The 21,239-nt window shown below is 71.2% G+C and carries 19 protein-coding genes and 1 pseudogene; 8 read left to right on the top strand and 12 right to left on the bottom strand.

Translation table 11 applies throughout. From position 1 onward, the window contains the following. Positions 1-46 precede the first annotated feature (46 nt). From ACWC2B_RS19800 to ACWC2B_RS19810, 3 genes are read right to left on the bottom strand one after another with little or no spacing between them, the layout of a single operon-like run. On the bottom strand, positions 47-802 hold the full coding sequence (locus ACWC2B_RS19800) for a succinate dehydrogenase/fumarate reductase iron-sulfur subunit (protein ID WP_450718218.1): 756 nt from the start codon (positions 800-802) through the stop codon (positions 47-49). Continuing rightward, positions 799-2,784, bottom strand: a complete 1,986-nt coding sequence (locus ACWC2B_RS19805) for a fumarate reductase/succinate dehydrogenase flavoprotein subunit (protein WP_450718219.1) — start codon at positions 2,782-2,784, stop codon at positions 799-801. The genes ACWC2B_RS19800 and ACWC2B_RS19805 overlap by 4 nt, the downstream gene beginning before the upstream one ends. Before the next feature lies 1 nt (position 2,785). Beyond that, the gene (locus ACWC2B_RS19810) at positions 2,786-3,490 is read right to left on the bottom strand and encodes a succinate dehydrogenase (protein ID WP_450718220.1); all 705 of its coding nucleotides are present in this window, start codon (positions 3,488-3,490) and stop codon (positions 2,786-2,788) included. Between the two features lie 83 nt (positions 3,491-3,573). On the opposite strand from ACWC2B_RS19810, the gene ACWC2B_RS19815 reads away from it, so the two are divergent. Then, positions 3,574-4,476, top strand: coding sequence for a LysR family transcriptional regulator (locus ACWC2B_RS19815; RefSeq protein WP_450718221.1), 903 nt, complete (start codon positions 3,574-3,576; stop codon positions 4,474-4,476). 69 nt (positions 4,477-4,545) lie between these two features. Here ACWC2B_RS19815 and ACWC2B_RS19820 read toward each other — a convergent pair whose 3' ends face one another. The 5 genes and pseudogenes from ACWC2B_RS19820 to ACWC2B_RS19840 all read right to left on the bottom strand — a co-directional run bounded on the left by ACWC2B_RS19820 (position 4,546) and on the right by ACWC2B_RS19840 (position 10,943). Next, a complete protein-coding gene (locus ACWC2B_RS19820) occupies positions 4,546-4,929 on the bottom strand; it encodes a hypothetical protein (protein ID WP_450718300.1) in 384 nt (127 codons plus the stop codon). Between the two features lie 73 nt (positions 4,930-5,002). Continuing rightward, positions 5,003-6,385 (bottom strand): annotated as a pseudogene (locus ACWC2B_RS19825) (peptidoglycan DD-metalloendopeptidase family protein); the annotation flags it as partial. 361 nt (positions 6,386-6,746) lie between these two features. Then, positions 6,747-8,921 carry a putative bifunctional diguanylate cyclase/phosphodiesterase gene (locus ACWC2B_RS19830; RefSeq protein ID WP_450718223.1) on the bottom strand — a complete coding sequence of 725 codons (2,175 nt, stop codon included), beginning with the start codon at positions 8,919-8,921 and terminating at the stop codon, positions 6,747-6,749. Further along, positions 8,918-9,730 carry an SAM-dependent methyltransferase gene (locus tag ACWC2B_RS19835; RefSeq protein ID WP_450718225.1) on the bottom strand — a complete coding sequence of 271 codons (813 nt, stop codon included), beginning with the start codon at positions 9,728-9,730 and terminating at the stop codon, positions 8,918-8,920. The genes ACWC2B_RS19830 and ACWC2B_RS19835 overlap by 4 nt, the downstream gene beginning before the upstream one ends. A 256-nt stretch (positions 9,731-9,986) precedes the next feature. After that, complete coding sequence (locus ACWC2B_RS19840; RefSeq protein ID WP_450718227.1) at positions 9,987-10,943, bottom strand: SCO0930 family lipoprotein; 957 nt, start codon at positions 10,941-10,943, stop codon at positions 9,987-9,989. 227 nt (positions 10,944-11,170) lie between these two features. Between ACWC2B_RS19840 and ACWC2B_RS19845 the strand changes: the two genes are divergently transcribed. From ACWC2B_RS19845 to ACWC2B_RS19855, 3 genes are all read left to right on the top strand, one after another. Continuing rightward, a complete protein-coding gene (locus ACWC2B_RS19845; protein WP_450718229.1) occupies positions 11,171-11,719 on the top strand; it encodes a hypothetical protein in 549 nt (182 codons plus the stop codon). A gap of 24 nt (positions 11,720-11,743) precedes the next feature. Then, complete coding sequence (locus ACWC2B_RS19850) at positions 11,744-12,505, top strand: bestrophin-like domain (RefSeq protein WP_450718231.1); 762 nt, start codon at positions 11,744-11,746, stop codon at positions 12,503-12,505. A gap of 195 nt (positions 12,506-12,700) precedes the next feature. Beyond that, the gene (locus ACWC2B_RS19855) at positions 12,701-13,255 is read left to right on the top strand and encodes a hypothetical protein (protein ID WP_450718233.1); all 555 of its coding nucleotides are present in this window, start codon (positions 12,701-12,703) and stop codon (positions 13,253-13,255) included. A gap of 148 nt (positions 13,256-13,403) precedes the next feature. On the opposite strand, the gene ACWC2B_RS19860 is transcribed toward ACWC2B_RS19855, so the two are convergent. Further along, on the bottom strand, positions 13,404-13,886 hold the full coding sequence (locus ACWC2B_RS19860; protein WP_450718235.1) for a hypothetical protein: 483 nt from the start codon (positions 13,884-13,886) through the stop codon (positions 13,404-13,406). A 332-nt stretch (positions 13,887-14,218) separates the two neighbouring features. On the opposite strand from ACWC2B_RS19860, the gene ACWC2B_RS19865 reads away from it, so the two are divergent. Continuing rightward, entirely contained in the window at positions 14,219-14,878 is a 660-nt protein-coding gene (locus tag ACWC2B_RS19865) for a class F sortase (protein ID WP_450718237.1), read from the top strand. Between the two features lie 12 nt (positions 14,879-14,890). Here ACWC2B_RS19865 and ACWC2B_RS19870 read toward each other — a convergent pair whose 3' ends face one another. Both ACWC2B_RS19870 and lysX read right to left on the bottom strand, forming a co-directional pair. Beyond that, positions 14,891-15,736, bottom strand: coding sequence for a polysaccharide deacetylase family protein (locus ACWC2B_RS19870; RefSeq protein ID WP_450718239.1), 846 nt, complete (start codon positions 15,734-15,736; stop codon positions 14,891-14,893). A gap of 128 nt (positions 15,737-15,864) precedes the next feature. Next, positions 15,865-19,131 (bottom strand): bifunctional lysylphosphatidylglycerol synthetase/lysine--tRNA ligase LysX, encoded by a 3,267-nt coding sequence (gene lysX / locus ACWC2B_RS19875; protein WP_450718241.1) that lies wholly within the window; start codon positions 19,129-19,131, stop codon positions 15,865-15,867. A 71-nt stretch (positions 19,132-19,202) separates the two neighbouring features. Between lysX and ACWC2B_RS19880 the strand changes: the two genes are divergently transcribed. Together ACWC2B_RS19880 and ACWC2B_RS19885 are read left to right on the top strand one after the other, a co-directional pair. Next, on the top strand, positions 19,203-19,682 hold the full coding sequence (locus ACWC2B_RS19880) for a universal stress protein (RefSeq protein ID WP_450718243.1): 480 nt from the start codon (positions 19,203-19,205) through the stop codon (positions 19,680-19,682). A gap of 193 nt (positions 19,683-19,875) precedes the next feature. Next, a complete protein-coding gene (locus tag ACWC2B_RS19885) occupies positions 19,876-20,496 on the top strand; it encodes a sigma-70 family RNA polymerase sigma factor (protein ID WP_450718245.1) in 621 nt (206 codons plus the stop codon). Here ACWC2B_RS19885 and ACWC2B_RS19890 read toward each other — a convergent pair. Further along, the gene (locus ACWC2B_RS19890; RefSeq protein ID WP_450718247.1) at positions 20,397-20,783 is read right to left on the bottom strand and encodes a zf-HC2 domain-containing protein; all 387 of its coding nucleotides are present in this window, start codon (positions 20,781-20,783) and stop codon (positions 20,397-20,399) included. The genes ACWC2B_RS19885 and ACWC2B_RS19890 overlap by 100 nt on opposite strands. On the opposite strand from ACWC2B_RS19890, the gene ACWC2B_RS19895 reads away from it, so the two are divergent. Next, complete coding sequence (locus ACWC2B_RS19895) at positions 20,726-21,220, top strand: hypothetical protein (protein ID WP_450718249.1); 495 nt, start codon at positions 20,726-20,728, stop codon at positions 21,218-21,220. The two genes, ACWC2B_RS19890 and ACWC2B_RS19895, sit on opposite strands and share 58 nt — an antisense overlap. The last annotated feature ends 19 nt before the right edge of the window (positions 21,221-21,239 follow it).

The following is a 21,239-nucleotide window of genomic DNA, read 5'->3' on the forward strand; positions in this document are numbered from 1 at the left end:
CGCCCCCGGTTCGTAGGACCAGGGGCGCGTTTTCGGGCGGGGTGCGTCAGCGGCCCACCTTCTTCGCCTTCCTCGCCGCCCGCAGCCACTCCTTGTTCATGGCCGCGATCGACGGGAGCGGGATGCCCTTGGGGCAGGCCGTCGCGCACTCCCCCGTCAGGGTGCAGCCGCCGAAGCCCTCGTCGTCCATCTGCCCGACCATGTCGAGGACCCGCGTCTCGCGCTCGGGCGCGCCCTGCGGCAGCACATTCAGGTGGTTGATCTTCGCCGAGGTGAACAGCATCGCAGAGCCGTTGGGGCAGGCGGCAACGCACGCACCGCAGCCGATGCACTCGGCGTGCTCGAAGGCGGAGTCGGCGTCCGGCTTGGGCACCGGGGTCGCGTGCGCCTCGGGGGCGGCGCCGGTCGGCACGCTGATGTAGCCGCCCGCCTGGATGATCCGGTCGAAGGCCGAGCGGTCCACCACCAGGTCCTTGACCACGGGAAACGCCGAGGCGCGCCACGGCTCGACGTCGATGGTGTCGCCGTCGCTGAACGAACGCATGTGGAGCTGGCACGTGGTGGTCCGCTCGGGGCCGTGCGCGTCGCCGTTGATGACGAGCGAGCAGGCGCCGCAGATGCCCTCGCGGCAGTCGTGGTCGAAGGCGACCGGCTCCTCGCCCTTGAGGATGAGCTCCTCGTTGAGCGTGTCGAGCATTTCGAGGAACGACATGTCCGTCGAGATGGCGTCGACGTCGTAAGTTGCCATGGCGCCGGGCGAGTTGGCGTTCTTCTGGCGCCAGACGCGCAGGGTGAGCTTCATGCGTAGCTCCGCTGAGTGGGGTGGACGTACTCGAAGACGAGGTCTTCCTTGTGCAGGACGGGGGCCTCGCCGGCGGCCTCGCCGCGGTCCCCCGGGGGACGGCTCCCGGACCCCCGGAATTCCCAGGCGGCCGCGTACGAGAATTCCTCGTCGCGGCGTTCGGCCTCGCCGTCCGGGGTCTGGGACTCCTCGCGGAAGTGGCCGCCGCAGGACTCGGCGCGGTGCAGCGCGTCGAGGCACATGAGCTCGGCGAGTTCCAGGTAGTCGACTATGCGGTTGGCCTTCTCCAGGGACTGGTTGAACTCCTCGCCGGTGCCGGGCACCTTGATGCGGCGCCAGAACTCCTCGCGGATCTGCGGGATCCGCTCCAGCGCCTTGCGCAGGCCCGACTCGGTGCGGGCCATCCCGCAGTACTCCCACATGAGTTCGCCGATCTCGCGGTGGAAGGAGTCGGGGGTGCGGTCGCCGTCGACGGAGAGGAGCAGGTTCAGACGGTCCTCGGTCTCGGCCACCGCGTCGGCAACTGCCGGGTGTTCAGCGGTAATTGACTCAAGACGCGGGTTGCGCGCGAGGTAGTCGTTGATGGTGGAGGGCAGGACGAAGTAGCCGTCGGCGAGGCCCTGCATGAGGGCGGACGCGCCGAGGCGGTTGGCGCCGTGGTCGGAGAAGTTGGCCTCGCCGATCGCGAAAAGACCGGGCACTGTGGTCTGGAGGTCGTAGTCGACCCACAGGCCGCCCATCGTGTAGTGCACGGCGGGGTAGATCCGCATCGGGGTCTCGTACGGGTCCTCGGCGGTGATCCGCGCGTACATGTCGAAGAGGTTGCCGTACTTGGCCTCGACGGCCGCGCGGCCCATCCGCCCGATGGCGTCGGCGAAGTCGAGGTAGACGCCCTGGCCGCCGGGGCCGACGCCGCGCCCCTCGTCGCAGACGTTCTTGGCGGCGCGCGAGGCGATGTCGCGCGGGACCAGGTTGCCGAAGGAGGGGTAGATGCGCTCCAGGTAGTAGTCGCGCTCGTCCTCGGGGATCTCGGCCGCCGGGCGTGTGTCGCCCTTGGCCTTGGGCACCCAGATGCGGCCGTCGTTGCGCAGCGACTCGCTCATCAGCGTGAGCTTGGACTGGTGCTCGCCGGTGCGTGGGATGCACGTCGGGTGGATCTGCGTGAAGCAGGGGTTCGCGAAGTACGCGCCGCGCCGGTGCGCCCGCCAGATCGCGGTCGCATTGGAGTTCAGGGCGTTGGTGGAGAGGTAGAAGACGTTGCCGTAGCCGCCGCTGGCGAGGACCACCGCGTCCGCGAAGTACGTGTCGATCTTCCCGGTGACGAGGTCGCGGGCCACGATGCCGCGCGCCTTGCCGTCCACCACGATCAGGTCGAGCATCTCGGTGCGGGCGTGCAACTCGACGTTCCCCGCGGCGATTTGACGAGAAAGCGCCTGGTAGGCGCCGAGCAGCAGCTGCTGGCCCGTCTGGCCGCGGGCGTAGAACGTGCGCGACACCTGGACGCCGCCGAAGGAGCGCGTGTCGAGCAGTCCGCCGTACTCGCGGGCGAAGGGCACGCCCTGCGCCACGCACTGGTCGATGATCTCGACGGAGATCTGGGCGAGCCGGTGGACGTTGGACTCGCGGGCGCGGAAGTCGCCGCCCTTGACGGTGTCGTAGAAGAGCCGGTGGACGGAGTCGCCGTCGTTGCGGTAGTTCTTCGCGGCGTTGATGCCGCCCTGGGCGGCGATGGAGTGGGCGCGGCGCGGCGAGTCCTGGAAGCAGAACTGGACGACGTGGTAGCCCTGTTCGGCGAGCGTGGCACCGGCCGAGCCGCCCGCGAGCCCCGTCCCGACCACGATGACGGTGTGCTTGCGGCGGTTGGCCGGGTTGACGAGCTTGGCCTCGAAGCGGCGGGTGTCCCACCGCTCGGCGATCGGCCCCTGAGGCGCGCGGCCGTCGGCGACCGGTTCGCCGAGCGTGTAGTTGGTGTACGAGGTCATGTCAGCTCACCACTTCGGTCATGACGGCGACGGGTACGGAGACGAATCCGGCGAACAGCACCACCGCGAGGACGTTGGCGAGCGTCTTGAGCACCCGGTCCCGGGTCGCGTTGCCCACCCCGAGGGTCTGCGCGGCGCTCCAGAAACCGTGCTGGATGTGCAGGGCGAGGGCGCCCGTCGCCACGATGTAGATGACGTTCCCGTACCAGGTGGAGAAGGTGTCCACGACGTTCTGGTAGGGGTGGCCGGGCCGGAAGCCGGAGTGCACGGTGCCGGTCGTCAGGTCCAGGATGTGCCAGACGATGAACAGGGCGAGGATGATGCCGCCCCAGCGCATCGTGCGGGTCGCGTAACTGGCGCGGGCCCGCTTGTGGACGTAACCGCTCGGCCGCGCTCTGATGTCGCGGCGGCTGAGCTGGTACGCGGAGACGGCGTGCCCGACGACGGCGGCGACGAGGACGACGCGAATGATCCACAGCGCCCATTCGTAGTGCAGGAAGGGCTCGCCGATGGTGCGCAGCCAGTGCGCGTACGAGTCGAACTGGCCGGCCCCGAAGAAGATCTTCAGGTTGCCCATCATGTGGACGACCAGGTAGAGCAGCATGATGAGACCGCTCACGGCCATGACCGTCTTCTTGCCGACGGTCGAGTCCCAGAGTGTGCGCGTCATGGACGGCCGTTTGTCCGTCCGCGTTGCCAGAGCCATGCCATCGACGCTAGAGGCGGAAGACCTGAGAGGTCCAAGACATGGTTTGGCTCATCTCCATAGAGATGACCTATCGTAGCCGTATGCAGTTCCAGCAACTCCTCTACTTCGTGGCGGTCGCCGAGACCCGGCACTTCACCCGGGCCGCCGAGCGCGTCCACGTCTCGCAGCCTTCGCTCTCCCAGCAGATCAAGGCGCTGGAGAACGAGCTGGGCGCCGAGCTGTTCAGCCGCGCCCGCGGCAACATCGCGCTCACCGACGCGGGCGAGGCGCTGCTTCCGCTGGCCCGGCGCATCCTGGCGGACGCGGACACCGCGCGCATCGAGGTCCAGGAGCTGGCCCAGCTGCGGCGCGGCCGGGTGCGCCTGGGCGCGACGCCGAGTCTGTGCACGGGGCTTCTGCCGGATGTGCTGCGCGCCTTCCACGACCGCCATCCCGGCATCCAGCTCCTCATCGAGGAGGGCGGCTCGCACGATCTCGTACGCGAACTGGCGCGCGGCGCACTGGACTTGGCGCTCATCGTGCTGCCGCTCCCGGCCGGCTCCCCCGCCCTGACCACGATCGAGCTGCTCCAGGAGGACCTGGTGGTCGTCTCATCGGCCGCCGAAGTGCCGCCCGGCTCGGGCTCGTCGGTGCGCGTCGCCGATCTGCGCGACGCACCCCTGGTGATGTTCCGGCACGGCTACGACCTGCGCGAGCTGACCGTGGCCGCCTGCCGAGCGGAGGGCTTCGAGCCCGTGTTCACGGTGGAGGGCGGCGAGATGGACGCGGTGCTCGGTTTCGTGCGGGCCGGGCTCGGGGTGGCCGTCGTGCCGAGCATGGTGGCGGCGCGGGCCAGGGACCTGCGGGTGACCCCGCTGGCCCGCCCCGGCCTGCGCCGCACGATCGCCCTGGCCCACCGCAGCGACGTGGACCCGCCGCGCGCGGCACGGGAGTTGCAGCGCGTGCTGCTCAGCATCGGGACGGGCCAGGGCTCCGCCCGCTGACGGGGAGGCCGACGGTGCGAGGCCTCCCGAGCCGGACGAGCGGAGGGCCGGCTCCGGGGCCGGCTCGGGTCAGGGAGCGACGGCGCGGGTGCCGAAGGCGGTCCAGGGGAGCCAGCCGCCGCTGGGCCGTTCCTGTACGCGGGTGCGTACCCGGCCGTCGGCGGTGACCGCGAAGAGGTGCAGGCGGCCGGTGGAGTCGGCCGCTGCCGACGGGGTGCCGACCAGCGTGACGCCGGACTCGGTGACGTCCTCGCCGGGGTCCCAGGCTCCGCCCGGGGAGAGCTGCCAACGGTGGGTGAGCCGCTCGCCTCCGGGCGCGAGCGTGAAGCCTTCCAAGCGGCCGTCGGCACTGGGGACGAGCAGCGGAGCGGCGGTCGACCAGCCGAACAGGGGCTGCCAGTCGGCCCATCCGCCGCTCGGCACCGACTGGCGCCGCTGGAAGGCGGCCCACACCGGAAGGGGCGATCGCTGCGACGGTGAGCCGGCCGCTCCCGTCGCGGGCCACGCGCGGGGCGGCACCGGCCGCGGTGCCGAAGCGCTCCCACGCGGACCAGGTGCCGCCCGGTGTCTGCTGCCAGCGGTGCAGGATCGCCGTACCGCCGGGTGTCAGGGCGAACACCTCCACGCGGCCGTCGGGCGAGCGCTCGCTGGTGAGCTGGGAGTCGGCGGGACCGCCGGTGGGCTCCCACCCGGACCAACTGGTGGAATTCGTCTGGTACTTGTGGAAGACACCCTTCGGACCCGAGGCGAAGACTTCGAGACGCCCGTCCTGATTGTGATCCACCGTCACATCGTGACCGCCACCGCCGAAGTCCTCCCACACCGACCAACCACCATTGACGGCCGTCTGGTACTGGTGCTGGAACACATCACCGTTGATGGCAAAGACTTCGAGGCGACCATCAGATGCCTTCTCCATCTCGATCTGACTGTTGGCAGGACCACCACCCGCCGACTCCCAACCCGACCAACCACCATTCGCTGCGGTCTGATACCGGTGGAACACCCCCGCCGGACCGGAAGCGAACACCTCCATACGCCCATCACCATTCGCACCCACCGCGATGTCCCGACCACCACCACCAAAGTCCTCCCAGCCCGACCAACCACCCGACGGCGCAAGCTGATACCGGTGCTGGAACACACTCCCGTTGATCGCGAACACTTCGAGCCGACCGTCCGCATTCGGAGAAATCGCCAACTCCGCACCACCCGGCCCACCCAAGAGCTCCCACTCCGACCAGGCACCGTTCACCCCCACCTGCCACGCATGATGAACACCGTCCGCCCCCGCCACGAACACCTCAAGCCGACCATCCGCCGAACGACCCGACACCACCCGCCCCGACTCCGCCGGATACACCAGCGGTTTGGGGTGGGGGCCGGTGCCGGGCGTACAGGGCATGTCGATGCCGCGGTCCGCCAGGTACGGGATGGGGTCGGTGCGTACGCTCGCGGCCGCGTCCGCCCAGACCCGCAGGTGCAGGTGCGGGCCGGTGGCCTGGCCCTCGGCGCCCATGAGGGCGATCCGTTGACCGGCCACGACGTGGTCGCCGACCTGGACGTCCCGCTGGTACATGTGGCCGTACTCGGTGATGGTCCCGTCGGGGTGCAGGACGCGGATCCACTGGCCGTAGCCGGATTCGTACCCGGAGACGGTCACCTCGCCGTCGCCCACGGCGTAGATCGGGGTACCGCGCTCGTTGGCGATGTCGATGCCGTTGTGTTCCTGGCTGTAGTACTGCGAGATGAATCCGGTGGTCGGACAGGAGCCGACGAAGCCGGCGGCCCGGCCCGGGACCTGGGCGGCGGCCGGGGAAGGGGCCGTCACCAGCAGGACCGGCAGCAGGGCCAGGACCGCCGTGAGCAGGAGGCGCAGCGCGCGCCGTGGTGCGATTCCGTACGGCATCCGGCGTCCTCCCGTCCCGGCTCGGCCGAGCGGTCCCCGCGAAGAGGTGGGGTGGCGCGCGGTCAACGGGACCTCCTGGGAAGCGCGGTAACGGTTCGTCAAACCGTCGTGTGACAGGCGCTTCGGAAGGTAGCGACGCGCTGCGCGGGCCGAGAATCCGGAACCTTACGGACTGACGGGGCCGGTCCGCATGGGCTACGGGAGTCAGCCGCCTCTCGCCCCCGGTACGCGGGCACGCTCAGGTGCCGCAAGCCCCGCCCGCGCACCGTTTCCCACGGTGGTCGGGCGGGGCTTGCGCACGCGTCGAAGGGCCGGCCGCGCCCGTCCTCCGGGTGTCCCCGAGGGGGCCGGGTCTCCGCGCTTACACCGCGTCCACGAGGGCCAGCGAATGGATCCGGTCCGGCGCTCCGGGCCGCGCGTAGTACCAGCCCTGGGCCGTGTCGCAGCCGAGCTCCTTGAGCTGTTCGGCCTGGGCGCCCGTTTCCACGCCCTCGACGGTGACCGCGAGCGAGAGGCTGTGCGCGAGTGACACGATGCCTTCGACGATCTTGATGTCGACGGGGTCGGCCGGCAGCTGCTGCATGGACTGGGTGAAGGACCGGTCCAGCTTGAGCACGCTCACCGGGAGGCGGCGCAGGTTGGCGAGGTTCGAGTAGCCCGTGCCGAAGTCGTCGAGGGCTATGTCGACGCCCATCTCGGCGAGCTGGCGCAGCGGCTTGAGGAGGTCGTCGTCGGCGCCGATGAGCGCGGACTCGGTGACCTCCAGGCAGAGCGCGCCCGGCGCGAGCCCGGTGCGCTCCAGCATCTCGACGGTGTCGGCGACCAGGCCCGGGTGGTAGAGCTGGGTCGGCGACAGGTTGACGTTGATGCGCAGCGGGCCGCCGTCGGTGGCCCCGGGGTGCGCCCCCTGCCAGGCCCGGGCCTGGCGTACCGACTCCTGCATCACCCAGCGGCCGAGCGGCACGATGAGCCCGGTGTGCTCGGCGAGCGGGATGAACCGGTCGGGCCCCAGCACCCCGTGCTGCGGGTGCGACCAGCGGACCAGGGCCTCGGCGCCGTGAACGCTGCCGTCGCCGAGGTGGACCAGGGGCTGGTACTCGATGAAGAACTCGCCGCGTTCCAGGGCCGCGGGCAGCGCGTTGGTGAGCCCGTGCCGGGTGATCGCGCGGGCGTCGGCCTCGGCGTCGGCGAACTCGAAGCGGTTGCCTCCGGCCGACTTGGCCCGGTACATCGTGATGTCGGCGCTGCGCAGCACCTCGGCGGGGCTGCGCTCGCCCGCCGGGCCCTCGACGACGCCGATCGAGCCGCGCACGGTCAGCTCGCGACCCTCGATCCGGATCGGGGTGGCGAGGGTGTGCAGGATCCGCGAGGCGAGTTCGTCGGCCTCGTACTCGCTGTCGGGTCCGGTGGTCAGCGCCACGAACTCGTCGCCGCCGAGCCGTGCCACCATCTCGCCGGGCCCGGTCGCGCAGCTCTGCAGCCGGTCGGCGACCTCCACCAGGAGCCGGTCGCCCGCCGAGTGGCCGAGGCTGTCGTTGACCGCCTTGAACCCGTCGAGGTCGAGGTAGCAGAGCCCGAAGCGTTTGCCGTCGCCCGGTGCGAGGGCCTTCTCCAGGCGCTCGAAGAACAGGGTGCGGTTGGGCAGTCCGGTGAGCGCGTCGTGGGTGGCCTCGTAGCGCAGCCGCAGGTTGAGCAGCCGGCGCTCGGTGGTGTCCTCCATGAGCGCGAGCTGGTACTGCGGCCGGCCCTCCGCGTCGCGAAGGAGCGAGACGGTGAGGTTGGTCCACAGGACGGTGCCGTCGCCGCGGTAGTAGGGCTTCTCGACCCGGTAGTGGTCGCGTTCGCCCCGCACGAGTTCCTCGTACAGCTTCCAGACCTGCGGGGCGTCCTCGGGGTGCACCCACTCGCTGACGTTGCGGCTGCGGATCTGGCCCTCTATGCCGCCGAACATCCGGGTGAGGGTCTCGTTGACCTCCAGGACCCGGCCTTCGAGGTCGGCGATGCCGATGCCGATCGCGGCGCCTTCGAAGACCGCGCGGAACCGGGTCTCGGTGGCGTGCAGGGCGTCCAGGGCCGCGCTGCGTGCCGACATCGCGGAGCGGGCGATGGCCTCCTGCTCGGAGCGGGTGCGTTCGCGCAGGGCCGCCGCGAAGCCCGCCGCGAGCGCGTGCTGGAGCCGGGCGCAGCGGGCCCGCGCCTCTTCGGCGGGCAGTTCGTCGCCCGCGCCGCAGTACAGGACGAGGTAGGACTCGACCACGCCGAGGGTGCGGCTCAGCGCGTCCGGGTCGGTGCAGTGCACGGCGACCAGGGCGGCGCCGATCTCGTGGGCGGGCGACGGGTCGAAGTGCCGCCCGTGCAGGGCGTCGATGAGGCGGCGGGCGAGCGGCACGAGGTGCTGCTCGAACTCGGGCCGGGTCAGCGAGGTCGCCGTCACCGGGAAGATGGCCCGGCTCCAGATCGTCGCGAACCGTCTGAGCCGGTCCTCGGGGCTGTCCGGCGCCAGGTCCGGAACCTGCGCCTGGGGCGGGTTGTTCACGCTGTGCGCCCCACACCGGCGTAGCCCGAGAAGGCGTACGGATCTTCCTGGTCGGCGTCGTTATCCGGCCGCCACAGCGGCATCGAGACGAGGCCGGGGTCGACCATGGTGTATCCGTCGAAGAACCCGGCGATCTCCTCGCGCGAGCGCATGACCAGCGGGTTCTTGATGTTGCGGTAGACGCCCACGGTGCCTCCGGCCTCTTCCTCGCTGAGCGGAATGCCTTCGTAGGAGGCGTGGGTGAGGACGAGGAGGCTGCCGGGGGCGAGCGCGTCGCGCAGCTCGGCGACGGCCGCGTACGGGTCGTCCTGGTCCTCGACGAAGTGCAGTACGGCGACCAGGAGGAGCGCCACCGGCTTGGACAGGTCGAGGAGTTGGGCGGTCTCGGGGGCGTTCAGGATGTCCTGCGGCTTGCGCAGGTCGGCCGCGGCTATCCCGGCCAGCTCGTTGCCCTCCAGGACGGCGCGGCTGTGGGCGACGGCGACCGAGTCGTGGTCGACGTACAGGACACGGGCCTCGGGGCTTGCCGCCTGGGCGACTTCGTGAACGTTTCCGAAGGTCGGGATTCCGGATCCGATGTCCAGGAATTGCGTGACGCCCTCGGAGACCGCGAATCGCACGGCGCGGCGCATGAACGCCCGGTTCGCCTGCATGATCTTGGGGAGTCCCGGTATGAACCGCATGGCCTCGCGGGCCGCTTCCCGGTCGACCTCGAAATTGTGCGAACCGCCCAGGTAGTAGTCGTAGATGCGGGACACGCTCGGCACCGAGATGTCGATGCCCTGAGGGGCCCAGGCGGGACGCTCCATCAATGTCTCCAACAAGTCGCCGCAGGACGGCCATGACCATGACCATTGTTTGCGCCTGAGGCTACTGATCGTCCGCCGGGAGAGCGAGTAAAAACGGAAATTGCTCGTCCGTTATTGGTCACACGCCCATGGCATGTGCGCCGGATCGTACGGGCGGGAGCGGGAGCGTGCGCCATCGTATCGGGGGTTGGACACGCGCGTCGGCCCGTCGCCGCACGGGGGACGCGGTGACGGGCCGACAGGGTTGGGCCCTGGGTTACTTGGGTGCGCCGATGAGCTTGCCCTCGGGGGATACGGCGTACCACGTGCCGCCCACGCCCTGGCCATTGGTGTCGCCCGGCTTGGTGTCGCCGGAGAACGTGTAGACCGGCCAACAGGTGATCGACTGCTGCTTCACGCCGTCCGGCCGGTCGAAGGTGACGAAGCCCTTGAGGGCGATGCCCTTGGTGTTGGTCTTGTCGACCGGCGCCACCACCGGCCACTTCTCCAGACAGGCCCCGGTGCAGGCGGACTTCATGGGCCAGGCCGAGTCCTTCTTGAACCGGTAGACGGTCATACCGCGCGCGTCCACGATGACGTCGCCGAGCTTGGGGTCCTTGCGGACGGAGAGGCCCGGCATCGCCTCGGCGGGGGCCTGGGCCGCGGCCGCGGCCTTCTTGCCGTCGGGCGCGGCCGCGTGCCAAGTGCCGCCCACGTTCTGCCCGTTGGTGTCCCCGGGGTTGGTGTCCTTGGCGTAGCGGTACATCGGCCAGCCGCCGATGGTGAGCTGCTTGGTGCCGTCGGCGCGGGTGACCGAGCCGAGCGCCGACTGGTCGGTTCCCGCGGCCGCCTTCACGCCGTCGGCGGGCACGGCGGGCCATGCCTTCGCGCAGTCGCCCTCGCAATTGGACTTGGGCGGACTCGCGGTGTCCTTGTCGAAGCGGTAGAGCGTGAAGCCCGCGTTGTCGGTGACGACCTTGCCGAGTTCCTTGCTGTCGCTGACGGCCAGTTGCCCGGCCTGCTTGGCGGACGATTCGGCGCCGCCCGCCTGACCGTAGCCGCCGCTCGACCCGTAGGCGTTGTCGCCGGGCTGCTGGGCCGTACTGGCGTTGCCCACCGGCTGGCCGTTGCCGCTGCTGTAGCCGCTGCTCTTGTCCTGGCCGCAGCCCGTCGCGGTCACTGCCAGTACTGCTGCCGCCGCTGCCGCGAGCGATGCGCTGCGCCAGGTGACCATGTCAACTCCCGTTGTCCGTAAGGCTGTTGCGGCGTCCGATGCGCCGGGTGATGGCCCTAAGTACGGGCGGCGGGCGGGGGTGCGTTCAACGCGGGCCGAGGATTTTTTCCGAACGGCCCCGAACAGCTGGTCAACGTGCCGAACTCAAATCGCCGGGATCCAACCCCTTCAGGCGAATCGCTTCGCCTCCCGCCGACGCGGCCGCGCGACGGCTCGATGATCACCCTGTGCACCGACGACACCTAGCCGGGCGGCTGCTCGCCGCCACGGCCTTCACCGCGCTGCTCGCCGTACCGGCACCGGCCGCGCAGGCCGACGCCTGTGCGTACGCCTCCGTCTCGCAGGGCAGCAGCGGCTCGCCCTGGGCGGTGGCGAGCGCCGGCCATGCCCGGTGCCCCTGGCCGCCCCGGCCGAGCCCGACGCCCACGCCCACCCGGGTGCCGCCCACCCCGCGGCCGCCCGCTCCGGCGCCCCCACCACCGGCGAAGCCGACACCCCGGCCCACGCCGCCGCCCGCGCCGCCGGTGGCGCACCGGCCCGTCGAGCCGCCCGCGCCGGCCGTGCCCCCCGCGGCGCCGCCCGTGGTTCCGCCCACGCCGCGCGCCACGGCGCACCCGGGGCCGCCGCCCGCGCACCGGATCACCCTGCACAACTACCGGATGCCGCCGCGCAAGAAGCCCGCGCCGCGGCTCTCCCCCGTCACGCTCACCCTGCTCATCACCGCGCCCGCCGTGCTCGGCGCCGCGCTGCTCCGCTCGCGCTCCGGCTCCCGCTGAGCCCCACCGACTTGAGAGGTCCCCTTGTCCGACTGGCTCGTCCTGCTCATCGCGATGGCCGCCGCCTGCGCGGTCGTCCTCACCATCACCCTGTTCAGCAACCGTCGCGTCAACCCCGACGACGATCCTTCCGGAACGCCGGACGTCATCGAATACATGACGATGATGATCGGCGTGGTGTACGCCATCGTGCTCGGCCTCGCCATCGCGGGCGTCTGGGAGGGCCGCGGGGCCGCCCAGGAGGACGTACGCCAGGAGGCCCAGGCGCTGCACGAGATCGACCGGCGGGTCCAGGTGTACCCGGCCGAGGTGCGCGACCGGACCCGGGCCGACGTCGAGGCGTACGCCTCCTACGTGGTGCACACCGAGTGGAGCTACATGGCCGACCACGGCGAGCTCACCGACGAGGGCACCCAGAAGCTGGAGAAGATCCGCCGCGACGTCACGGACTACCACCCGGCCAACGACTACGAGACGCAGGCCTACCAGCCGCTGCTCGACCAGGTGGGCGCCGTCGACAACGCCAGGACCGCCCGCGGGCAGGGGGCGGGCGCCACCATGCCCGGGGTCGTCTGGTTCGGCCTGATCACCGGGGCGCTCGTCACGGTCGGGCTGATCTTCACGCTGCAGATCAGGCGCACCTGGCGGGAGCTGCTGCTCGCCGGGCTCTTCAGCGCCCTGATCGCGTTCCTGCTCTTCCTGATCTGGGACTTCGACGCCCCCTTCGGCCGGGGCATCTCGGCGACGGCGGGCCCGTTCCTGGACCTTTTCCCGGGAGTCCGCTGACACCTCCGGCACCCGAAGGCCCCGCCGGACCGGCGGGGCCTTTCGTTCGGCCGGGCGGAGTACGGCATGACCCGTTTGCCGTACCGGAGTCGCGACACGCCGGGCCGCCTCCTAGCGTTTCGGGCATCGAGGTGCATCTACCCCCATATGTGGAATCGGTTCCGCAGCTGCTCCTCGGGGACCGGAGGATCGACCATGGGCGCGATACGCATCGCATCCACCGCACTGCTCGGCGCCGCCGCCCTCTCGCTCGCCGCGCCGATCGCCGCCACGGCGGCCGATGGCAGCACCAACGCGACCAACATCCCGCCGTTCGGCTTCAGCGTGACGCCCTCGGTGATCGCGCCCGGCGGCCAGGTCACGCTGAACGTCACGAACTGCCCCGGCGATGCCACGGTGTCCTCCGGGATCTTCGACACCGTCACGGTCCCCAAGGAGAGTTCGAGAAGCGCGACGGTCGACGCGGACGCCAAACGCGGCGCCTCCTACACCGTGACGTTCACCTGCAACGGCGCGCGGGGCACCGCGCAGCTGACGATCGCCGGCGGCACCCCGACCACCAGCTCCACCGTGCGCCCCACCGTCCGGCCCTCCGCCACCTCCCCGCTCGGCGTCCGAGGCGGGCTCGGCGGCAGCGTGCAGGAGGGCCTGGATCCTGTGGCGATGACGGTCGGTTCCGCGCTGGTCGCGACCGCGATGGGCGGCGCGATCTACTTCCTGCGTCGGCGCCGGGTCGACCGCCGGCACTGAGCGCTCTGCCGGATACGAACCCCTCAAGGCCGGTCCGGCGGATCTCGCCCGGGCCGCGACAGACCCTTGCCGCACCCGTCGCCCCCGAGTCCTGGCCAGGACTCGGGGGCGACCGGCCGTTGGGGCCCTGCCGGGGAGGTTCGGCCCGTCAGACCCGTACGCGTTGGCGCCGGCGGCGGACGACCAGGAGCGCGCCGCCGATCGCGGCCGAACCGACGAGGGCGCCGCCGACCGCCATCTCGGTGTCGCTCGGGCCCGCCGCGCCGCCGAGCCCGCCCTCGGCACCCCGGCCCTCCAGGACGGTGAAGCTGCGCGTCGCCACCCGGTCGTTGTCGCTGCACTTCACCGCCAGGTTGTAGTTCCCGGGGGTGGCGTTGTCGTGGATCCTGGCGGTGGCGAAGTTGGTGCCGTCGCCCGCGGAGAGGGAGACCTCCGAGAAGGCGTTGGACGTGACTCTGCCGCCGTGGCCACAGCCCCGGGCGGTGACCCTCAAGGTGGCTCCCTGATGGACATCGGACGGGCTGACATCCACATCGACGGGACCGTTGGTCGCGGCGGCCATCGGGGCGGCGAGCCCGACCGCGGCACCGGTGGCCAGCACCACCACCGCGAGAGCGCGTGAAGCACGCATCGTTGAACCTCCATGGGAGGACGCCCCAAAGCGGCGCTCCGGGATGATCGACGAGTACGCCTCCCATGACGAACCCTCACCGCCACTCATACAAGCCGCATTTCGACACTGATCCACCCTGGTGAACCGCCGCGTCCCCCGGATGGGCGCGGAACCTGACGGACCCGCAGGTCACAGACCGTCAGATCGGTTTTGCCGGCGCGTTACCCGGATGGGTCAGGGGCGCCCGGCCGCCACCCGTTCGCCACCGCCGGATCGCCGAGCGGGGGCCGCGCACTTACGGTGCTCGGAAGGCGCTCCGAGGGTGGACGAGGAAGAGGATGCGGAGAGACATGGCGCACGAAGAGAGCGGCATGGAGCGTCGCGGGCGCTCCCCGTGGGGGGCTCTGGCCCTGGTCATGCTCACGGGCCTGGCGCTGATGCGCAACGGTGCCGATGTCACGATGGGCCCGCCGCAGCCGGCCGCGGCGGCGGCGTTGAACAGCCGGTCGGCGAACGCTTCCTCGTCGCGTCCGCCGGCCCCGGTCGTGCCGCTCCCCTTCGCCCCCGCCTCCCGGATCCGCATCGACGCGATCAAGGTGGACGCGCCCATCATGGACGTGGGCACGGACGCCCAGGGCTGGGTGAAGGCTCCGCCGCCGCAGGACTCGAACCTGGCGGGCTGGTACCAGAACGGCGTGGCCCCCGGCATGCGCGGCACGGCCGTGGTGGTGGGCCACGTCGACAACGCGACGGGCCCCGCGGTCTTCTACGGCCTCGGCTCGCTGGAGAAGGGCAACCACATCGAGGTGGCCCGCTTCGACGGGCACAGCGCGGTCTTCGAGGTGTACGGCATCGAGGTGTACGACAAGAACGCCTTCCCGGGCACCCGGGTGTACGGCGACACCGGGCACCCGGAGATCCGGGTGATCACCTGCGGGGGCGGCTACTCCAAGGGCCGGGGCTACAACTCGAACGTCGTGGTCTTCGCCCGGCTGGTCGCCACGAAGTAGCGCGCGCCGGGTTCATCTGCGCCGCGGCGGGACCTTCAACTCGTAGCCCCGGGCGAGGAGTTCGGGCAGGTAGCTGCGCAGGGCCGCGACGCTCTGCGAGCGGTCGCCGCCGGCGTCGTGCGAGAGCACCACGACGCCGGGCGCGGCTCCGTCCAGGATCCGGCGGATGATGGTGGCCGTGCCGGGCGTGGTCCAGTCGAGGCTGTCGACGGTCCAGGCGAGCGGTTCCATGCCCATCTCGGCCTGGATCTCGAACACGTTGCGGTTCCATGCCCCGTACGGCGCCCTGAACCACTGGGGCGGCTCGCCGAGGGTCTGCTCGATGACCTCACTGGTGCGGCCGATCTCGGAGCGGATCAGGGCGGGGGCCGTCTTGTTGAGCTGCGGGTGGGTCCAGGTGTGGTTGGCGACGACGTGCCCGTCGTCCCGCATCTCGCGCAGCAGGTCCCGGTTGTCGGTGGCCATCTCGCCACAGAGGAAGAACATGGCGCGCACGTCGTGTTCGCGCAGGGTCTTCAGGATGCCCGGGGTGTAGCGCGGGTCGGGCCCGTCGTCGAAGGTGAGCACCATCGCGTGCTCCCCCAGCTCGGGCATGCTCAGGATCGGCTTGGTCCGCACCGGCGGCGGCGCCGTGTGGTAGCGCGGCGGGGTGTAGGCGGTCATGGGTTCCAGACGGTACGCGCTGGGCCGCAGCCGGGGCGCGGCGGCCTGGGGTCCAGCGGCGGGTGACGCCCGGGGCCCGGGCGCCGGGGTGATGATGTCCTCGGCGGTGAGCACGCGTACCGCGGCGGCGACTCCGAGGCAGGCGGTGACGCGCAGCAGCGTCCGCCGACTGGGGAGCTTCTTATCCCTTTTCATGACATGCAGCTTTTGTTCATCATGGCGGAAGATTAGGACGTACGGGCGCCATGAGGCCGACGCAACGTCAGCACCCGCGTGACACCAGCACTAATGGAGTCATCCGGCGGTACCCGTCCCCGGAGGTTTCAGGTACGGCGGACCAGCGGGAAGGGCAGGGTCTCGCGGATGGTGAGACCGGTGAGGAACATGACGAGCCGGTCCACGCCGATGCCGAGGCCGCCGGTGGGCGGCATGGCGTATTCGAGCGCGTCGAGGAAGTCCTCGTCGATCTCCATCGCCTCCGGATCGCCTCCGGCCGCGAGCAGGGACTGCGCGGTGAGCCTGCGGCGCTGCTCGATCGGGTCGGTCAACTCCGAGTAGGCGGTGCCCAGTTCGGTCCCGAAGGCGACCAGGTCCCAGCGTTCGGCGAGCCGCGGGTCGGTGCGGTGCTGGCGGGTCAGCGGGGAGACCTCGGTGGGGAAGTCCTTGTAGAAGGTGGGCAACTGCGTCTTCTCCTCGACGAGCCGCTCGTACATTTCGAGGACGACGTCGCCGCGCGTGTTGTCCGGGGTGTGCGGAACTCCCACGCGGTCGCAGAGCCTGCGCAGCTTCGTCTCGTCGGTGTCGGCGCCGATCTCCTCGCCGAGCGCATCGGACACCGCCCCGTACAGCGTCTTGACCGGCCAGGGACCGGAGATGTCGTACTCGACGACCGTGCCGTCCGGGCCGGCCTTGCGGGCGATCGGGGAGCCGAAGGCGGCGGTGGCCGCGCCCTGGATCAGCTCGCGGGTGAGGTCGAGCATCACGTCGTAGTCGGCGTACGCCTGGTAGGCCTCCAGCATCGTGAACTCGGGGTTGTGCTTGTAGGAGACGCCCTCGTTGCGGAAGGTGCGGCCCATCTCGAAGACCTTCTCGACGCCGCCGACGCAGAGCCGTTTCAGATACAGCTCGGGGGCGATGCGCAGATACAGGTCGAGGTCGTAGGCGTTGATGTGGGTGGTGAAGGGGCGGGCGTTGGCGCCGCCGTGGATCTGCTGGAGCATCGGCGTCTCGACCTCCAGGTAGCCGCGGTCCAGGAGGCCCTGGCGCAGCGCCTGGACGGCGGTGGAGCGGGCCCGTACGACCTCGCGGGCCTCGGGACTCGCCACCAGGTCAAGGTAGCGGCGGCGCACCCGGGCCTCGGGGTCGGCGAGGCCGCGCCGCTTGTCGGGCAGCGGGCGCAGGCACTTGGCGGTCATCTGCCAGGCGGTGGCGAAGAGCGAGAACTCGCCCTTGTCGCTGGCGCCCGTCACGCCGGCGGCCGTGATGTGGTCACCGAGGTCGACGTCGTGGGTGAACCGGTCGAGGACTGCTGCGCCCGCGCCTTCGCGAGTGAGGGCCAGTTGCAGGTCGCCGGACCAGTCGCGCAGGACGGCAAAGACGACACCGCCGAAGTCGCGTACGGCCATGACCCGGCCGGCCACGGTGGCGCTCACACCCTCGCCCGCGGCCCTGAGCCGGGCCAGGGTGTGGGTGCGGGTGGGGATGACGACGGGGTAGGGCTCGGTTCCGTCCGCGCGCAGCCGGTCCAGTTTGCGGTGGCGTACCCGTACCTGCTCCGGGAGTTGACGCTCCGTCACCTCTGCGGCGGGCCCGGCCAGGCCGAGCGCCTCGATGGAGGGCAGCCCCGCGGTGGTGACGGGTTTGGTGACGCCCTTGGGCCGGCCCTTGCCCCACAGCTTGCGCAGACTCGGTACGGAGACGAAGCCCTCGGCGATGCCGGACGCGAGACCGACCCGGGCGAGCGAGCCGGCGTCGCCGTAGCAGAGGAAGCGGGGGAACCACTGCGGCTGGTACTTCACGTTGGAGCGGTAGAGGGCCTCCAGCTGCCACCACTTGGAGAAGAAGAGCAGCAGTCTGCGCCACAGCCGCAGCACCGGACCGGCACCGATGCGGGCACCTTCCTCGAAGGCCGAGCGGAACACCGCGAAGTTCAGCGAGATCCTGCGGACCCCCAACTTCGGTGCGGTGGCGCACAGTTCGGCCACCATGAACTCCATCACGCCGTTGGGCGCGCTGCGGTCGCGCCGCATCAGGTCGAGCGAGATGCCGTCCGGGCCCCACGGCACGAAGGAGAGCAGGGCGATCAGTTTGCCGTCGGCGTCGAAGGCCTCGACGAGCAGGCAGTCGCCGTCGGCCGGATCGCCGAGCCGGTCGAGCGCCATCGAGAAGCCGCGTTCGGTCTCGGTGTCGCGCCAGGCGTCGGCGCGGTCGATGATCTGCTGCATCTCCTCGTCGGTGAGCGCCGAGTGGCGGCGGATCCGGGTGGTGGCGCCGGTCCGGGCGACCCGGTGGACGGCCTGTCGAGTGACCCGCATGTCGCGGCCGTCGAGGTCGAACTTGGCGACGTGCAGGATCGCCTCGTCGCCGAGCTGGATCGCGCCGAGCCCGTGCCGGGCGTAGACGGTGGCGCCTTCTTCGGATGCGCCCATCACGGCGGGCGCCCAGGCGTACTGCCGCGCGACGTCGAGCCAGGCGTCGATGGCCGGGCCCCAGGCCCCGCTGTCGCCGACCGGGTCGCCGCTGGCGAGCGCGACGCCCGCCTCGACGCGATAGGTGACGGCGGCCTTGCCGTTCGGCGAGAACACCACCGCCTTGTCGCGGCGGGTGGCGAAATAGCCCAGCGAGTCCTGGCGGCCGTAGGCGCCGAGCAGCGCCCGGATGCGGGGCTCCTCGTCGCCGTGCAGGGCGGCCTCCATCCGCTGCGAGCGGAAGAGCGTGGAGGCGGCGGTCAGCAGGGCGATGGCGCCGAACAGGCCGAGGAAGAAGTACAGGGGCTTCGGCGGTTTCCCGTCGAACTGGCCGTTGGAGACGAGTCCGCCGAAGACGCGGTTGGTGGCCCACAGCAGGCGCTGGCCGCGCGGCAGGGTGTCCGGGAACAGCTCGACCAGGCCCCAGCCGACGAGGACGCCCGCCGCGAGCCCGAGGCACAGCACCCCCACCGCCCGGCGGAAGGCGCCCCGGCGGGTCTGTGCGTAGAACTGCTTGCGGGCCAGGATCAGCACCACGAGGGCGGCGCCGCAGAACACCCCGTTGGGGATCCACATCCATTCGGCGACGACGATCAGCAGGACGTCGAGCAGGAACAGCAGCCCCAGATAGATGACGACCAGCCACCACGCGACCTTCTTGCGGGCGCCGATCGCGGCCGCGAGAAGGAGCAGGAAGACGGCGTACGCGAGGTTGGCGCTGACCGGCACCGTGACCCGGTCGAGGAACCAGACGATCGGGTAGAGCAGCCGGCGCAGCGGCGGGATGAGCGAGATGAGGCCGCAGAAGAGACCGAGCACGCCGAAGAACATCGCGAACGCTTCGGGCACCCGCCCCAGAAAGCCGGTCCGGGACGGTATCGGCGCCGCCTCGCTGACAGTCATGCTCAGCACTCTAGGGAGAGGCGCGCCGGGCCGCCTGTCGGAAGCCGCACCCGGCCGGATAGCCTCGAACAGTGACAGAGCAGCAGCCCCAGTCCCACCATCGGCCCCAGGGATTCGAACGCGGCACCGATGGCCCGAAGGTGATCGTCGCCGGCGTCGACGGCTCGGACTCCTCGCTCCGGGCCGCGGCGTACGCCAGTGGCCTGGCCCGGCGGCAGAACGCGCTGCTCGCCCTCGTGTACGTCCAGCCGGTGATGTCGGCGGGAGCCGCCCTTGGCGCGCCCGTCGCCGACACCACCGGGGAGATCGCCGAGGGCCTGGTCGCCGAGATCCGGGCGGCCGCCGAGCGGGTCCGGGGCATCTGGGACGTCCGCTGGGAGTTCCACACCTTCCGGGGCGACCCCTACTCCGGACTGGTGACCGCGGCCGACGAGCTCAAGGCGGACGCGGTCGTGGTGGGCGCGTCCGAGTCGGCGGGCCACCGCATCATCGGCTCGGTGGCCGTCCGCCTGGTGAAGGCGGGCCGCTGGCCGGTCACGGTGGTCCCGTAACCGTTCCACCCTCCCTGCTGATGGTCGCGTAAACCTTCCGCCCTCTCGGGCTCGGGTCGCGGACCGCTCGCCGCACCATTCACCGCTCGGTTCGACCGCTTGCCGCACGGTGCGGTTCGACGGCTGTCCACGTCCGCCCGAATGCGTTCCGATACGGCTGCGGTCGACGGAATCCGGGGAAAGGGCGTGCACGGTGGCGACGGCACTCGCAGGCGTCCGGCGGTACGCCCATGAGCGGGATCTGGCCGAACTGCAGCGCGCGCACGGCCCCGCACTGCTGCACTTCCTGCTCGGTCTGACCTACGGCGACCGCCAGCGCGCCGAGGACCTCCTCCAGGAGACGCTCGTACGCGCCTGGCAGCACCCGGAGGCCTTCGAGGCGCCGTACTGCTCGATGCGGCCCTGGCTGTTCACCGTCGCGCGGCGCCTCGCGATCGACGCGCGCCGCAGCCGGCTCGCCCGGCCCACCGAGGTCGGCGACGAGGTGCTGCTCGCGACGGCGGAGCCCGGCGACCACACCGAGCGCTGCACGGCCGCACTCGACGTCCGCGCGGCCGTGAAGTCGCTCACACCCGAACACCGCGCGGTCCTGGTGCAGTTGTACTTCCGCGGACTGAGCGTGGCCGAAGCGGCTGAAGTGCTCGGTGTGCCGGCCGGGACCGTCAAGTCCCGTTCGTACTACGCCCTGCGTGCGCTGGCCCGGGTGCTGCCCGGCTATTCTGCGTCAGGCCCCGAAGGACTCTCCTCGGTGGGCGCCAGGTCCGCCTCGGTGAGCAGCGCGAGCAGCGACGGCGCCTCGGCGACCTCCAGGTAGGCGGCACGGCACGGCGCGCACCGGCGCAGGTGCGCGGCGACGGCACGGTCCTCGCCGGGCGCGAGAGCGCCGAGTACGTACGCGCCGAGCAGCTGCCGCACATGCATGAGCACCTCGTGTCTTGTGACGGATCCTGCCCTTCTGGCCACGGCGGGCACGCGCCCCCGGTTCAATGCTCCCTGGAGCTCCCCGGGAGCGCCGGGACGGTCGATGAAAGAGGCGAGACAGGATGCGTCCGGAGGGAAGTAGCGGGACCAGCGGTGGCGAGCTGGTGGTGCCGATGGCATGGATGTACGCCGAGTACATCGCGGATGAATTACTGCGTACCGGCGATCTGATGCCGCCGACGACACTGGAGTTCCGGGCCGGGCGCAACGCCCTCGCCCTGACGATCTTCCTGTCCGACGGGGCGGTCGGCGGGGCCCGGGTGGTGGCACGGCTCGACGAGTGGAGCTCGCTCACCGCGGCCGGGCGGCCGTGGCGGCGCTGGGTCTGTTCGCGGCTGCGCCGGCTGGCCGGCGGCCCGGATCCGGGGCCGGATCTGGAGATGGCGCGGGCCGCCTGGCGATGGCTGGAGGAGACCGAGCTCCTGGCGACGGATCTGGACGCGGTGGTGCCGGGCGGGGTCGACCCGCACGCGGACGAGGAGGACGAGCCCCGCGTGTGGACACCGGCCTGGGAACTCGGCCTGCCGCTGGGCCACTTGGCGATCCATCTGTTCTGACGCGCGTCGGGAAGCAGCG

The sequence above is a fragment of the Streptomyces sp. NPDC001415 genome (assembly GCF_053597395.1).

Excerpts from the sequence above, each read along its gene's own strand:
- ACWC2B_RS19890 (WP_450718247.1), bottom strand. The coding sequence starts at position 20,783 with ATGCCATCGGCACCACCAGCTCGCCACCGCTGGTCCCGCTACTTCCCT.
- ACWC2B_RS19860 (WP_450718235.1), bottom strand. The coding sequence starts at position 13,886 with ATGCGTGCTTCACGCGCTCTCGCGGTGGTGGTGCTGGCCACCGGTGCC.
- ACWC2B_RS19810 (WP_450718220.1), bottom strand. The coding sequence starts at position 3,490 with ATGGCTCTGGCAACGCGGACGGACAAACGGCCGTCCATGACGCGCACA.
- ACWC2B_RS19835 (WP_450718225.1), bottom strand. The coding sequence starts at position 9,730 with ATGGAGCGTCCCGCCTGGGCCCCTCAGGGCATCGACATCTCGGTGCCG.
- ACWC2B_RS19805 (WP_450718219.1), bottom strand. The coding sequence starts at position 2,784 with ATGACCTCGTACACCAACTACACGCTCGGCGAACCGGTCGCCGACGGC.
- lysX (WP_450718241.1), bottom strand. The coding sequence starts at position 19,131 with ATGACTGTCAGCGAGGCGGCGCCGATACCGTCCCGGACCGGCTTTCTG.
- ACWC2B_RS19800 (WP_450718218.1), bottom strand. The coding sequence starts at position 802 with ATGAAGCTCACCCTGCGCGTCTGGCGCCAGAAGAACGCCAACTCGCCC.
- ACWC2B_RS19815 (WP_450718221.1), top strand. The coding sequence starts at position 3,574 with ATGCAGTTCCAGCAACTCCTCTACTTCGTGGCGGTCGCCGAGACCCGG.
- ACWC2B_RS19840 (WP_450718227.1), bottom strand. The coding sequence starts at position 10,943 with ATGGTCACCTGGCGCAGCGCATCGCTCGCGGCAGCGGCGGCAGCAGTA.
- ACWC2B_RS19865 (WP_450718237.1), top strand. The coding sequence starts at position 14,219 with ATGGCGCACGAAGAGAGCGGCATGGAGCGTCGCGGGCGCTCCCCGTGG.
- ACWC2B_RS19895 (WP_450718249.1), top strand. The coding sequence starts at position 20,726 with ATGCGTCCGGAGGGAAGTAGCGGGACCAGCGGTGGCGAGCTGGTGGTG.
- ACWC2B_RS19870 (WP_450718239.1), bottom strand. The coding sequence starts at position 15,736 with ATGAAAAGGGATAAGAAGCTCCCCAGTCGGCGGACGCTGCTGCGCGTC.
- ACWC2B_RS19855 (WP_450718233.1), top strand. The coding sequence starts at position 12,701 with ATGGGCGCGATACGCATCGCATCCACCGCACTGCTCGGCGCCGCCGCC.